Annotated in this window: 12 protein-coding genes and 1 pseudogene; 6 read left to right on the forward strand and 7 right to left on the reverse strand. The window is 63.4% G+C overall.

Going from position 1 to position 13,806, the window contains the following annotated elements; translation table 11 throughout:
• Window positions 1-5: 5 nt before the first annotated feature.
• Window positions 6-842, forward strand: coding sequence for a GntR family transcriptional regulator (locus RU01_RS21595; RefSeq protein ID WP_197074854.1), 837 nt, complete (start codon window positions 6-8; stop codon window positions 840-842).
• A gap of 110 nt (window positions 843-952) precedes the next feature.
• Window positions 953-1,960, forward strand: a complete 1,008-nt coding sequence (locus RU01_RS21600; RefSeq protein WP_231568804.1) for a PLP-dependent cysteine synthase family protein — start codon at window positions 953-955, stop codon at window positions 1,958-1,960.
• A 196-nt stretch (window positions 1,961-2,156) separates the two neighbouring features.
• On the opposite strand, the gene RU01_RS21605 is transcribed toward RU01_RS21600, so the two are convergent.
• A complete protein-coding gene (locus RU01_RS21605) occupies window positions 2,157-3,089 on the reverse strand; it encodes an oxygenase MpaB family protein (RefSeq protein WP_082043330.1) in 933 nt (310 codons plus the stop codon).
• Between the two features lie 168 nt (window positions 3,090-3,257).
• On the opposite strand from RU01_RS21605, the gene RU01_RS21610 reads away from it, so the two are divergent.
• Window positions 3,258-3,872, forward strand: a complete 615-nt coding sequence (locus RU01_RS21610; protein ID WP_042576628.1) for a TetR/AcrR family transcriptional regulator — start codon at window positions 3,258-3,260, stop codon at window positions 3,870-3,872.
• Between the two features lie 100 nt (window positions 3,873-3,972).
• On the opposite strand, the gene RU01_RS21615 is transcribed toward RU01_RS21610, so the two are convergent.
• Entirely contained in the window at window positions 3,973-5,244 is a 1,272-nt protein-coding gene (locus RU01_RS21615; RefSeq protein WP_042576629.1) for an MFS transporter, read from the reverse strand.
• Between RU01_RS21615 and RU01_RS23275 the strand changes: the two genes are divergently transcribed.
• The 3 genes and pseudogenes from RU01_RS23275 (at window position 5,162) to RU01_RS21630 (ending at window position 7,535) form a co-directional block, all read left to right on the forward strand.
• The gene (locus RU01_RS23275) at window positions 5,162-5,365 is read left to right on the forward strand and encodes a hypothetical protein (protein ID WP_197074865.1); all 204 of its coding nucleotides are present in this window, start codon (window positions 5,162-5,164) and stop codon (window positions 5,363-5,365) included. The genes RU01_RS21615 and RU01_RS23275 overlap by 83 nt on opposite strands.
• Before the next feature lie 314 nt (window positions 5,366-5,679).
• Window positions 5,680-6,633: pseudogene (locus RU01_RS23560) on the forward strand (hypothetical protein); the annotation flags it as partial.
• A 5-nt stretch (window positions 6,634-6,638) separates the two neighbouring features.
• Window positions 6,639-7,535: a LysR family transcriptional regulator gene (locus tag RU01_RS21630; protein WP_042576632.1), complete on the forward strand. Its 897-nt coding sequence runs from the start codon at window positions 6,639-6,641 to the stop codon at window positions 7,533-7,535.
• Window positions 7,536-7,556: 21 nt separating this feature from the next.
• Here RU01_RS21630 and RU01_RS21635 read toward each other — a convergent pair whose 3' ends face one another.
• The 5 genes from RU01_RS21635 to RU01_RS21655 all read right to left on the reverse strand — a co-directional run bounded on the left by RU01_RS21635 (window position 7,557) and on the right by RU01_RS21655 (window position 13,787).
• Window positions 7,557-7,991, reverse strand: a complete 435-nt coding sequence (locus RU01_RS21635) for a hypothetical protein (RefSeq protein WP_042576633.1) — start codon at window positions 7,989-7,991, stop codon at window positions 7,557-7,559.
• Window positions 7,992-8,087: 96 nt separating this feature from the next.
• Window positions 8,088-9,896: a hypothetical protein gene (locus tag RU01_RS21640; RefSeq protein ID WP_042576634.1), complete on the reverse strand. Its 1,809-nt coding sequence runs from the start codon at window positions 9,894-9,896 to the stop codon at window positions 8,088-8,090.
• The gene (locus RU01_RS21645; protein WP_042576635.1) at window positions 9,893-11,413 is read right to left on the reverse strand and encodes an aldehyde dehydrogenase family protein; all 1,521 of its coding nucleotides are present in this window, start codon (window positions 11,411-11,413) and stop codon (window positions 9,893-9,895) included. Before RU01_RS21645 ends, RU01_RS21640 begins: the two co-directional genes overlap by 4 nt.
• A 24-nt stretch (window positions 11,414-11,437) precedes the next feature.
• The gene (locus RU01_RS22320) at window positions 11,438-12,427 is read right to left on the reverse strand and encodes a hypothetical protein (protein WP_052493415.1); all 990 of its coding nucleotides are present in this window, start codon (window positions 12,425-12,427) and stop codon (window positions 11,438-11,440) included.
• Window positions 12,420-13,787 carry an aminotransferase family protein gene (locus tag RU01_RS21655; RefSeq protein ID WP_042576636.1) on the reverse strand — a complete coding sequence of 456 codons (1,368 nt, stop codon included), beginning with the start codon at window positions 13,785-13,787 and terminating at the stop codon, window positions 12,420-12,422. The genes RU01_RS22320 and RU01_RS21655 overlap by 8 nt, the downstream gene beginning before the upstream one ends.
• Window positions 13,788-13,806: the final 19 nt, after the last annotated feature.

Below are 13,806 nucleotides of genomic sequence, written 5' to 3' on the forward strand. Positions count from 1 at the left end.
GAGGCATGTCACAGATCCTGATCCGTCCCGATACGAAAGACAAGCTTTTTGTTGAACAATTTTTGAACGGTCCAAGGATTTTACGCAGTGGAAACACCATTACCACCGCGCCACCTCTTGGTTTTGTAGAACGATCTGGCTACATTGGCTCTATGGAACCCATCCCCGAGAACCAGGCCGCCAGTACGACTGGGGCCGCCGAGAAGGTGGTTGCAGAGTTGCTGAACCGGCTGTTCTCAGGCGGTCTTCTTCCTGGCAACCCACTTCGTGAGGTTGCGTTGGCTGTGGAATTCGGTGTGTCGCGCAATACGGTTCGCCGTGCTCTTCAGCACCTCATTGCCGCCAATCTGGCCGAGACTCATCGGCACAAAGGTGTGGCGGTCAAGGCCATGGGGACCGAGGACATTCGTGACATCTACTTGGTCCGACGGACCATCGAGCTACGGGCAGTGGAAGAGAGTGGGTTCGCTACCCGGGAGGCGCTTGAGCGCCTGCGTAGGCAACTTGCGCTTGCCGACGAGCTTCCGGCCGATCACGATTGGACAGAGATCACCACCGTGGGTCTAGGAGTGCATCAGGCGATAGTCGGTTTGCTCGGCAGTCCGCGCTTGGATGCGGTGTTCGAGTCGCTGATAGCCCAGATCAGGCTCGCGTTCGCCTTGGTCGCCGATCAGGCCAGGTTCCAGATGTCTTATGAGACACGTCTCAAGGACATATGTGATCTGATCGCTGCGGGGTCGCGGGCTTCGGCCGGCGCGGCGCTCCGCTCGTATCTCGATGATTCCGAACGTGAGTTGCTCGACGCGATACACGGATATCGCGCGACGCAGGTGCAGTCGTGACGTGGCCGGTCGGTGATGTTTCACGCCTGGACCCGGAGCTTCGGCGTTGGACGGCCGAGTCCGTTCGCAGGATTTCCGCCGAGAGTCGCAGGACTTCCGACACTCACATCATGTCTCTGCAACTGCCGAGCGAGTGGGGTGTACACCTGTACTTGAAAGACGAGTCGACCCATCCGACGGGTTCCTTGAAACATCGCTTGGCCCGGTCGCTGTTCCTTTACGCCCTCTGCAACGGTTGGTTACGGCCCGGGTGCCCGGTTGTCGAGGCGTCGAGTGGGTCGACCGCTGTCTCCGAGGCATATTTCGCCCGCCTCATCGGCGTCCCGTTTGTCGCCGTGATGGCCGCCGGGACCAGTCCGAACAAGATTCATCTGATCGAACTCAACGGAGGCACTTGCCATTTCGTTGACGACGCCTCACAGGTCTACGAGGTCGCAGCTCAGCTGGCTGCCGAGGCTGGTGGACACTACATGGATCAGTTCACGTATGCGGAGCGGGCGACAGACTGGCGCGGCAACAACAACATCGCCGAGTCTCTCTTCTCGCAACTGGAGGACGAACCTCACCCCGAACCTGCCTGGATCGTCACGACGGCCGGTACTGGCGGCACGTCGGCCACCTTCGGACGCTACCTTCGCTACAGCGGGCGGATGACAGGACTGTGCGTTGCGGATCCCGAGAATTCGGCATTCATGCCCGGTTGGCGCGACCACGATCCACAAAAACGCACACCCGTCGCTTCGCGCATCGAGGGCATCGGGCGCCAGCGGATGGAACCCAGCTTCGTCGGAACGGTTGTCGACCGCATGATAGCGGTGCCCGACGCGGCGGCCATAGCTTCGATCCGCTACCTGGCCTCGACCACCGGCCGACGCGCGGGCGCCTCGACGGGCACCGGCCTATGGGCGGCGTTCCACCTCGTATCGGAGATGGTCGCGGCGGGCGAGAGTGGCAGCGTCGTAGCATTGTTATGCGATGACGGAGATAGATATCTCGACAAGTACTACTCGGACACATGGCTCGCGGCCGCTGAGATCGACCCCGCTCCGTACGAGATCCTGATGGATCAGTTCCTGAGCTCTGGCGCGCTGAATTCTCCGGCACGTTTCCGGGAATGATGGCCTCTTACTATCCGAAAAAAATCTGCTGCTGCGCCCTCACCTGCACTCCATCCCGGAAGAGCCGATGTGCTGTGAGTGGTGGCGTTGCGAAGCGGATTGGACATGACCGTGCACTACGGTCGAACAACGCTGAGACACCGCTATATCGATACTGCCGCGGTCGCTACAGCCACTACCGGCTGCGTGAGCGCAATCAACCTCGGCCGGCCTCACTGACACGTGGGGCAGGCCGAGGAACCGGACAACCCGTCGGGAAGGTACCGAGCTGCGTGACATCGACGCCGTCGGCGTATGAGCGCAATCGCCTCGAGTCTGCGTTGCGCAGTGGGGTGATGCGTGCGGGGAACAGTCCCACCACCGAACCCCGTGCACACATCGCGGCCCGCACTATCCGCTGCGACCATCGGGGTGGGTGGGTGTAGCCCAGCGCGTCTCGCAACGGGAAATCCATGAGGCAGCGGCTGACGTACGCGACCATGCGGGGAGGGATGGCCGGGGTAAAGGACGCGATGAACGCCAAGGTGGCGTCCGCCACCCGCCGGCCGCCGGGGTGGAAGGCGAAATGTTCGGCTTCGTACTCGTCCATCAGCTGCCCGAAGCCCTCGAACGAGTTCGGCATGTCAGCGATACCCAGGTGTCGGCCCACCGCGCGGAAGTACTGCACCGATGCGCGCGTCTCGGATTCGGTCAGCGGGCGTTTGCCCCACGAGGCGATCCAACGATGCGGAACCACGACAAAGGTGGCCAGCACATACAGCATCTCATGGTTGGGAATGCGGTAGCTGCGGTGCATCTGATTGATTCGCCGAAGGGCGGCTCGGCCCTGCTCGTCGTCGAACCCGCGCAGAAACGGGACCTCCAGCAGCAACACGGTGTCGTCGTAGCGCTTCTGCGTTGCCCCGGTGAACTCGCCAGTGTCGTCGAGCAACCCTCCGATTCCCGGCACCGCGAACGTTCGGAACAACGCGAACGACAACGACTGGGTGACGTCCCAGGGAAACTCGTGCACGGCGAGGTTCCGGTATATCTCGATGAAATCGACGTCCGGGTTCAACGCAGCGTTGACGCTCCCCCAATGATCCCGAGGAACGCCACCGAATGTCCGACCACCCACCGTGATTTTCATGTCCCACATACTAGAGTATGCACTCTAGTTTCACGTCGACAAGGACGCGCGACGCCCGACCGATCGTGGGCACACTATCGAGTTCGGTAGTGCATAGGCACGGCGCTGACGTTGCACATCGGATTCGTGCACTCCTCGCCGCGGCGAGCGGCCGATACAGTGGATGGTGTGCGCACTCCCGTGCAGTCCCGCAGCGAAAGTTCCGCTGAACGCATGGTGGCGGCCGCTATCGAATTGGCACAGGCCGGAGGCCTCCGGGCCGTGACGATATCCGCGGTGACCGAACGGTCCAGCACGTCCAACGGCGCGTTGTACCACCGTTTCGGCGGTCGCGTCGGGTTGCTGCTGGCTGCGCAGGACCAGGTGCTGACCAGCGTCGAACTCGCCACCGCTGCAGCATTCGCCACCGCGGAGCGAGAACCCGATGACGATCGAGCGGTCCGACTTCTCGCTGCCGCCGCGCTCGATGTGTTCACCGAACACCGGGGCGCAATGCGCGCCTTCCTTGTCGAGGCACGCTACGTGGTCGATGCGGAACTGTTCACCGCACGAGTGGTCCGCACCAACCACGAACTCGCACATACGGTGACCGGTTGGCTGATGAACCGCTTCGCGGCCTGCGAAACGGACGCAGAGGCCACATGGCGAATCCTCTTCGCACTGGCCTCGTCACAGGCGCTGTTCGACGACCACCAGTTCTCCGCCCGCACGATGAGTGACACCGACCTCGCCGACGCACTCGCCCGATCGGTGACAGCGGTGGCGCGCAGACCCCCGGAATGATTGTCGCCATGAACGCGCCGAGATCACCACGATAAGCGGGTCTCGATACGGCATGTCGGGACATCGCCTCAGGCTCGACGAGGCGTGGATTCACTCTCATTCAGGTAATTCTGGAATGCCCGTCGACCATGTGCGCGCGCACTCGTCCCCGGTCCCGGCGAATCAATGCCATCATCGCGGCCGATCCCAGCAGTGGGCCGAGGGCGAGAACGAGCAGGGCCGCTGACCACGAAATGTGTCGAACCACTATCGGAACAGTCCATAATGTGACCGTCGTGGTGAAGTAGCCGAGGGCGAGTTGTACGGACACCGCGCCGCCCACATATACCGGATCGGCACGCTCGGTCACCAGCGCGGAGAACTGGGCCGAGTCGGCGATCACCCAGAAGCCCCAGAATGCGCAGAGTCCGAGGACTGCAGGAAGTGGCAGCGCACCGGAAAGTCCGACTGCCACTGCTGCGACACCGGAACACACCAGACACAGTAGAGCCGATTGCGCGCGACCGAATCGGTCGCTGAGCACCCCACCGGCCAAGCAACCCAGGGCGCCGGCTCCGATGCAGACGAAAGCCCACGCCGAGGCGACCGAGTCCGCGTCGGGCCGGGTCGACAGCGAGGTCGCCGTGGCCAGGAACGTTCCGATGAAGGCCCACATCGCGTAGAGCTCCCACATGTGTCCCATGTAGCCGATGTTCGCCAGAACGACATCCCGATTTTTCAGCGAGCGGATCGCTCCGGCAGCATCGAACTGTCGACGAGGGAATGGGTAGGGGCCTGACGATCGCACAAGCAGGATGATGAACGCTCCCACCATGGTCATGACACTCGTCGTGATGATCACGGTCTGCCAGGCGAGATCCCCGACAGAGTTGACCAGGTGCGGAAGCGCCGATCCCAGCGTGAGCGCACCGATCATGATTCCCAGCGCCTTTCCCCGTCCCCGGCGGAACCACGTGGAGATTTCCTTCAGCGCAGGCGGGTAGACACATGCCAGGAACACTCCGGTCGACAACCTCAACGGAAAAGCGCCGGCCGCGCTGTCGACCCCCAACAACGCCACGTTGGAGGCGGCCGCGCCGACGGCCCCGATCGCGATCAAGTACTTGGCCGGAACCGCATCGGAGAGTCCGGTGGCTGCAGACGTGAGTGCCCCGATCACGAAACCGGCCTGCACGGCAATGGTGAGTAACGACGCACCGGTGGTGCTCAGATGCCATTCGCTGGTCAGCTGTGGAAGGACGAACGACGCCGAGAACCACACACTCATCGACAGGAACGTGCTGGCGGCAATGAGGGTCAACGCTGCCGCGGGGCTCAGACCGACTCGTGACCTGATCGTTTCATCAGAGATATCGGTGGCGTTCGGCCTCATCGAGCTCGTCCTGCCTTCAGTTGAGATCGCGCATATCGTCAGCAATGAAAGCCGGGCCGAGTCGCGCTATTTTGTCGATGCGAAGTGCGTTACCGAGCGGGTGGTCCGCGCAACTGGTTGACAATGTCCATTTCCGAACATTACTCGAGGTCGGGAGAGACGCCATGTCACCCGGATTAGTACTATTTCGATAATGACGAAAGACACGTCGAAGCGGCATCTTCGCAGTCGAAGGCGGCCCGAGCGGGCGAATGGGTGAACCGATGCGGCCCACCCTGCATCTCACCGGCCCAGTAAACGTGCACGACACAGCCAGTGCACTTGATGTAACCACTGCACCACATGCACTAATAGAGCCACGACCTACATCGTGCAGGCGCCACCGGAGCCCAAGGCTCCCCCGTCCTCGCCGCCCTCACCGCCGCCGGCCACCCCGCCACCGCCGCCGTCCGCAACCCCTCCACCGTCAACGGCCCCGCAGTGGCCGTCGACTACACCTCCATCGACACCCTCGTCGACGCCTACACCGGCGACGACGGCATCTTCGTCCACATCCCCATCGGCCCCCTCGACGTCCAGATAGCCACCGCCCACGCCATCGCCGAAGCCGCCCGCCGCGCACAACCGACCCGCATCGTCTTCTCCACCAGCGGACACACCATCGACACCACCACCACACCCCCGACATCAGCACCCGACATCCTCGCCCGCGAACTCGCCGACAGCGGAATCTCCCACGCCATCATCGAACCCCGCGTCTTCCTCGAAAACTTCCTCCTCCCCATCTCCCTCGGACCCGTCCGCGACGACGGAAACCTCATGTACCCCATCCGCGACGACTACGCCATCTCCTGGAGCTCACACCTCGACATCGCCGACGTCGCCGTCCGCCTCCTCACCGACCACACCGTCACCGGAATCGTCTCCGTCGGCGCCCCCCCGGACTCCTCGGCACCGACATCGCCGACGGATTCGCCGCCTACCTCAACCGACCCGTCACCTTCCACGCCATCACCCCCGACCACCACGGCGACCTCATCACCCCACTCTTCGGCGCCGGAGCAGCCGGCCCCGTCATCGACTCCTACCACCACCGACACACACTCCCCCACGAAGTCATCACCGAAAACCGATCCGCACAACACCTCCTCGGCATCACCCCACGCACCGTCCAACAATGGCTCACAGACCTCAACATCTGGCACTGCTCTCCTCACCTACCGTCTCGGGCGCATCCAGACCCGACCATCTCGGCAGAGTTGGACCTCTTCCTGCCCAGACGCCTCGGCGTCTGGGCAGGACGGCGCTGCACAGTGTTACTTCGTCACACGTCATTTCGACAGGAACTGCGTATGGCACGCATTGCCATGTCCGAGTGACATATCTTGAACGACATGCCTACCCGATGGCCCGATCTCGCCGTTCTCGAACTTCTGACCGGCATCGACGACCTCGGAAGCCTCAGTGCGGCAGCGAGACTTGTCGGGATGGCACAACCCAACGCGACACGGTCGATCAAAAAGCTCGAGCGGCAACTCGGCTTGGAGTTGTTGCAACGCAGTCCGACGGGATCCGTTCTGACAGCTCCCGGGACCGTCATCGCACACTGGGCGCGCCAGGCACTCGTCGATGCTCGACGGATGCTCGACATGGCCGAGGGACTGCGAGCCGAGCGCGCCGCGGAGTTGACTGTGGCGGCGAGCATGACGGTCGCGGAACATCTGATGCCCGGATGGCTCGGACACTTTCGCCAGTCGCATCGCGATGTGACGATTCATCTCCAGGTGCACAATTCGACTCATGTCTTCGAGCGGGTCGACAACGGCGAGTGCGACATCGGGTTCGTCGAATCACCAACGGTTCCCAGCAAGTTCAATCGCCTTACGGTGGCGCGGGATCGCTTGGTCGTCGTTGTTCACCCCACCCATTCATGGGCTCGGCGGAAGGCAATATCCGTAGCAGAACTCGCAGAAACTCGACTCCTGGTTCGGGAACCGGGATCGGGCACACGCACCACGCTCGATCTTGCGCTCGAGAGCCATGACCGAACCGCACCCCTTCTCGAGCTCGGCAGCGCCGCCGCAATCAGGACCAGCGTGTTGGCAGGAGTAGGACCCGCGGTGATGAGCACCCTCGCGGTCGCGGAGCAGGTCGAAAACGGAGAGCTCGTGGTGGTCGACGTGGACGGCCTCGAGCTGAAGAGAGTCCTACGCGCAGTGTGGCGCGGACCGCGCCAACTCGACGGTCCTGCGGGAGAACTCATCCACATGATCCGCCGGTCCAGTGGATAGCAGCTGGGATATGTCCTCGGCCTAGGACGATGGATCGCGCGATCGGGTGACGTAGAAGAGTACCGACGTCGCCAGCACCACCTCGAGTGCGGTACACGCGAGCGCGGCGACCATGAACGAGTCCATGGACTCCGTACTGGGAGCTGATGATGCGACCTGCGCCCGTCCGTGTCCGTGTCCCTCGCCCCCGGATCTCGGGCCCGTCACGATGAGGTGCATCGCGATCATCCCGGTATTCATGATCGCCACCAGGCCCCAATCATGAACAGCACCGCCCACCCACAAGTGGCGGGCGCAATACACGCATCCGACGATCATCGACACCGTCACCACGGTGATCGGCACCGAGGACGCCGCGTGCCCCCCGAGAACCGACACGTGCAGTCCAGCCGAGATAACTGCCAGTGCCGCGGCTGCGCGACGCACGTGAAGGTCGCCGTTCGACGTTATGCTCATGCCGACAATTCCTGATCCTGTCGATGCGGGTCGCTGCAGAGGGCTTGCACGGATCGGGCGCAGTACGGCCGTGAGATACGCCGGTTCGTTGTCTGCTCAGTCTGTCGCGCAGCAGCTTTCGCTTATTCCAGCAGTCGAGTCCTCTTCGGTGCGGGGACCTGGCCGCGCATGCTGTCCGCTGGAGGTCTCTGCGCTCGGGTCCGACAGCCTGCAGAAGCACGAGGAGACGATGGGGACGTCCGCAGCTGCGACAGCGATGTCGCGCTGCAAAGCCACCATGTCCGCCTCGTCACGTCGGCCGAGCCTCGTGAGGCACTCGTGCAGTCCATGCAGGCTCCACACATTGCTGGGATGCACTCGCGTCCGCGGAAGTGTTCCGTCCAGGCCAAGGTCAGCCCGGTAAACGGCCTCGGCTTCGGCCACCCGCCCCTGGTCGAGCAGCAGAGCCCCGTATGCGTGTCGCACCGGTTGCAGCCACGAGCGCGGCTCGGAATACAACAGGTCGTCCTCGCGCGCGATGGCCGTGCGGAGATGCGCGAACGCTTCCTCGACGTTGCCCTTGCGATACTCGAGTTCGCCGTCCAACATCGCCGTGGCCACCCGCAGGACATCGACCTCCCGGTTGGGGAGTGCGAGTCGGGTCTCGGGTACCCGCGCCGCAGCCGCACGGAACGCGGTGCGCGCCTCCTCCGCCTCGTCGATCCGACTCAGGGCCGCGTAAGCGACACCCTTGGCGTACAGGATCATCGCCGTCGTCACGCAGAACAAGTCCCGATCCTCGGGCAGCTCGAGTGCGATGATCTCCTCCCATCGGCCGAAGCGCACCAAAACGTGCGGCAATGCGGAGACATGACTTTCGGTCCAGTCCGCCATCGGCGGACTCGGAATCGACAGAACGTCCACCGTCAGAATGTCGATCAGACGGCGGGCGGCGGACTCTGCCTCACGGGAGCGCCCCATCAACATCGCGCCGAAGACTTTTACGTAAAGGTTGTGGGCACGGTACATGTGATAGAACTTCACGTTCTTCTCCCGGCCGAAGAACATATCGTCGGCCCGAGTGGCGTCGGTGTTGGTCTCGACACCGCGGCGGTAATCTCCGCACGCGATGTCGATGTGTGACGCCATATGCAGCATGTGACCGGAGTCCGGAACCAACCTACGGAGGCGATCGCCGGCGTTCAGCGCCTTCTCGGGGAAGAACGACATCTCCATCAGGTGTAGATAAAGATGGTTCACGCCCGGATGCTGCCGACCCGCGTCGTCGACCATCGCGTCCTCGAGGATGCGTTGCACCTCGAGCGATGCGTAGCCGTCGGGCGCGCCAGTCGTGGGATGCCACAATTCATACGGGCTCACACAGAGCAATGCTTCTGCCGTCAGCGTCGCGACATCCAGATCGTCCGGGAACGCTGCACGGACATCCCGCATCTTTTCTGCATACGCCAGATTCAACGCAGCGAAATCGCGCGAGCCCTCCCCGAGTAGTGACGTCGCCGAGACGGAATTGTTCGGGTAACGAGCCTCGAGGGCCGCGATCAGCGCCTGCTCGGCGGGAGTTGCCGTAGCCGACAATTCCCGCGCGCAGGCAAGTTCCTCCCGCGCCCGTCGACATGTCGACTCCACGTCCTCGTCGTCGAACAGCTCCCAGGATTTGTTGTAATCGGGGCCGATCGAATATGCCACTCCCCAGTGTGCGATCGCGAGTGATGGATCGGCCTCTGCGCAGCGCACGAAACACCGCTCGGCTTCCTCGAAATTGAAGGAATACGCCCACACCAGACCACGGTCGAACCACAGCTGCGCGGCCGCTGACGTCGTCGATGCCGGCCGACCGTGGTCACCGAGGTCGTAATAGTCATCGTCGTGGTGGGCGCGGCCCCGCCTCTCGTCGCGGGTAGTCATCCCATCATCTTCCGCAGCGCGGACCGGGCGTCACCGAACCGGGCATGCACCACTTTCTGTTCCAGGTACGACATGACCTCGTCCTTGGAATCCTCACGTCCGATGCCGCTGTTCTTCCATCCGCCGAACGGCGTACCGAAGAAGTGCTGAGTGGAGTCGTTGATCCACACATACCCGGCCTGGATGGCATCGGCGGTGCGATGCGCGACGGCGAGATCGTTGGTCCACACGCTCGAGGTCAGGCCGAAATCGACGCCGTTGACGAGGGTGAGCATCTCGTCGTAGTCGTCCCAGCGGAACACCGATATGACGGGACCGAATATCTCCTCTCGCGCTATGCGCATGTTCGGGGTCACATCGGCGAACAGCGTCGGCTCAAGGTAGTTTCCACCCTCCGGTAGACCATCGGGCCTGCCGCCGCCGCGTACCAGCGTTGCCCCGTCCTCGACTCCGGCTTGCACGTAGCCGGTCACACGGGACCACTGCTTGCGGCTGACGAGGGGCCCGATGTCGGTGTCGTCGCTGTAGGCGACACCCATCCGGTACTCCCCGAGCGCAGCCGCGAGCTTGGTCACGAACTCGTCGTAGATCCGCGCGTGGACTACCACGCGAGAATTGGATCCGCAGGCCTGACCGGCATTGGTAGTCATGTTCATGCCGCTGATCGCGCCCTGAACCACCTCATCGAGGTCGACGTCGGGGAACACCACCATCGCGTTCTTCCCGCCCAGTTCGAGGGAGAACTGCTTGACATGGCCCGACTCGGCTCCCCGCTTCTGAATGAGCAGGCCGGTGGGCACCGATCCGACGAATCCCAGGCGCTTGATCGAGGGGTGCGTGACAATGCCGTCTCCGACTTCGGCGCCGCCGGTCACGATGTTGACCACGCCGGGCGGAAACGCCTCCGCGAACAACTCCCCGGCAGCAAGCGTCGAGAGCGAGGTCTCCTCGGACGGCTTCATCACCACAGTGTTGCCGGTGATCAACGCCGGCAGCGACCGGGTGAGAGCGAACAGCGCGGGGTGATTGAAGGCGTTGATGCGGCCGACCACGCCGTACGCCCGATGCGCGGAGTAGTGCAACCTGTCGCCGTCACCGGGATACACCTCGCCCGTCAACGACTTTGCCATCGCGGGATACCCATCGATGGAATCGTCGCAATTGTCGATGTCGCGGCGCATCCCGGAGACCGGGTTACCGCAGTCGATCGAGTCCAACATGGCGAGCCGCTCACGATTGTCCCGCACCAGAGCGCGGAACTGCGCGAAGCACGCACTGCGGCCACCGACGCCCAGCGCCTCCCACGCAGGCTGCGCCCGCGCCGCTGCGGCGACGGCGCTGCGGACATCATCGGCCGTGGCGACAGGAACCTCGGTGATGTCGGAGCCGGTGGAAGGGTCGACGACCGTAGAGGTCTCCCCTGCACCGCCGTGCACGAACTTTCCGTCGATGAGCATCGTGAAGTCGCGATCGGTCACGTAGTGGTCGACAGGGTTCGTCGCTTTCGTGTCAGACATGTGTGGTCCTTCCTTGGGCCAGTGTCAGGAGTCGTGAGTGGAGTGGTGGAACAGGTCCTCGACGGCCAGCGGCTCGGGGATGAGGCCCTGCTCGACCATGTCGTCGACAAAGCGCTCGAGGTTGACACGATTGGCAGCGAGTCCGCGCGGCCATACGTCGGCGCCGATCTCGACGCGTTCACGCTCCAATTCCAGCCGACCGAGCGCTGCGATGCCGTAGTTCGAGTCGTTGTGCAGAGCCAGAGCGTGATCGAAGGCTTGCCGATCGAGATCGAGTAGTACAGAGGGCAACTCGGGCATTCGTTCGACGACATGGGACTGCATCGTGAGCACGTGCATGATCGGCATATAACCGTTCCGTGCGAACTGGGCCCGCACCTCGGCGCCCGCGTCGGGGAACAGACGGCGAAATTCGCCCGTAGAATCCATCACGGACTCCGGGAACCCGGGGAGCACCACGGCATCGGCATCGCCGTCGCGCAGCATCTGGAACGGGTCGGTGCCGGCAGCGAGCCGGGTGACCGGTAAGTCACCGACCTCGAGTTCCTCGGGGCCGAGCGACATCCACTGCACCGAGCGCCACGGCACGCCGTACTCGCGCTGGAGATCTCCGCGAGCGACGACCGACATGGTGGCCTGGAACGTCAGCAAAACGACCCGTCGACCGGCCAGGTCCCCGGCACTGCGTACCGGGCTGTCCTTGGCCACGAACAATTGCGTCTGGAGAAACAACCGTCGGGGGAAAACGGGCGTCGCAATGAATGGGAGACCCTGCGACCGGCTGATGACGTAGGACGACAGCGACGTTTCCGCGACGTCGAACTCACGGTCTCGAAGCATCCGCCCGTGGCGGTCGGCGCCGTCGCGGAGCATGGTCAGCATGCCGACCTGGAGGGGCTTCAGCGCCAACCACGCAGGCGTCGTCACGAGGCCGTCGAAGTAGGCCTGCGACCGGGAGTATCGGTCGAGAGCTAGCGACACCTCGTGCGCATGAGCATGATTGTTGTCAGCCACGGAAGGTTCCGTCCGGTCGGACCCGTGCAACCGCGGACTTCACGGCGTCGGCCATCCGGCTGATCTGGTCGTCGCTGATGACCAGCGGAGGGGTCAGGATGAACAACGAGCCGAGGCCACGTCCGATGACGCCGTAGTCCTCGCGCACGATGTCGGTCAGACCGCTGCCACCCTCGAAAGCGAAGGGCGTCTTGGCAATCGGGTCGCTCACGAACTCTATCCCGGTGGAGAGTCCGATGCCTCGTACCTCTCCGACCAACGGGTTGTCCAGAAGTGGAGCCAGCTGAGCGCGCAACAGGTCTCCCTTGCGGGCCGCGTCGGTCACCAAGGACTCCTCGTCGAGGATCGCCAGTGTCCGCAGCGCCACCGCGCAGGCGACCGGGTGGCCGTTGTAGGTGAAGCCGTGCGCGAAGCCGTCGTCACTGGCGACGGTGTCTCCGATGTCCTCGCGCATCATCACGGCCCCGAACGGCATGTAACCGCCGGTGATCGCCTTGGCCGTGACGATGATGTCCGGGTCCATTCCCGCTGTCTCCGAGGCGAACCAACTTCCGGTTCGGCCGAACCCGGTCACGACCTCGTCGGCGATCATCAGGATGCCGTGCCGACGCAGCACCGCGCGCATCCGTGGCCAGTAGTCATCGGGGGCAACCAGCGCGGCTTTGTGACTGATGATCGACTCGCCGATCATCGCGGCGATGTTCTCGGCACCGATCCGCTCGATTGTCTCCTCGAGCTCGGCGACGAGGTAGTCGGTGATCTGCCGGCCGTCGTACATCTCCTCGTGAAAGGGGTAGGGCGCAGTCAGGTGATGCACGTCCGAGATGCCGCTCCCGAACGAGGGGTGGTGGTAATACTGCGCTCCGGTAGCGGTCAGCCCACCGTATGAAACGCCGTGGTAGGAGAATTCCCGCGAAAGGATCCACTTCCGGGTCTGCTCGCCCCGGCGATAGTGGAACAGACGGGCGGCCTTGATGGCGGTCTCGACACCCTCCGAGCCACCGTTCGTATAGAACACTTTCGACAGTCCGGCAGGTGCGAGCTCGGCGAGCCGCTCGGCCAACAGCACTGCCTTGTCGTTGGTGAAATGCCAGAAGCTGGTGAAGTACGCGAGATCCTGCATCTGCTCCGCCGCGACCTCTGCCAACTCTTTCCGGCCGTGGCCGACGGTGACGACCGACAGGCCACCCGATCCGTCGAGGTATTCCTTACCGTTCGCATCCCATAGGCGACACCCCTCGCCCCGCATCATCACCACACGATCGGTGACGGAACTGTCGAGGCACGGATGAACTACATGCTTACGGTCCAGATCGGCCATGGCCTCTGCGGACCGGGTCTGCTGCGTCTGCGTCGTCATTGCAATCGTCTCCTTCTGG

It is taken from the genome of Rhodococcus sp. MEB064 (genome assembly GCF_000834565.1).
GTDB lineage: Bacteria > Actinomycetota > Actinomycetes > Mycobacteriales > Mycobacteriaceae > Rhodococcoides.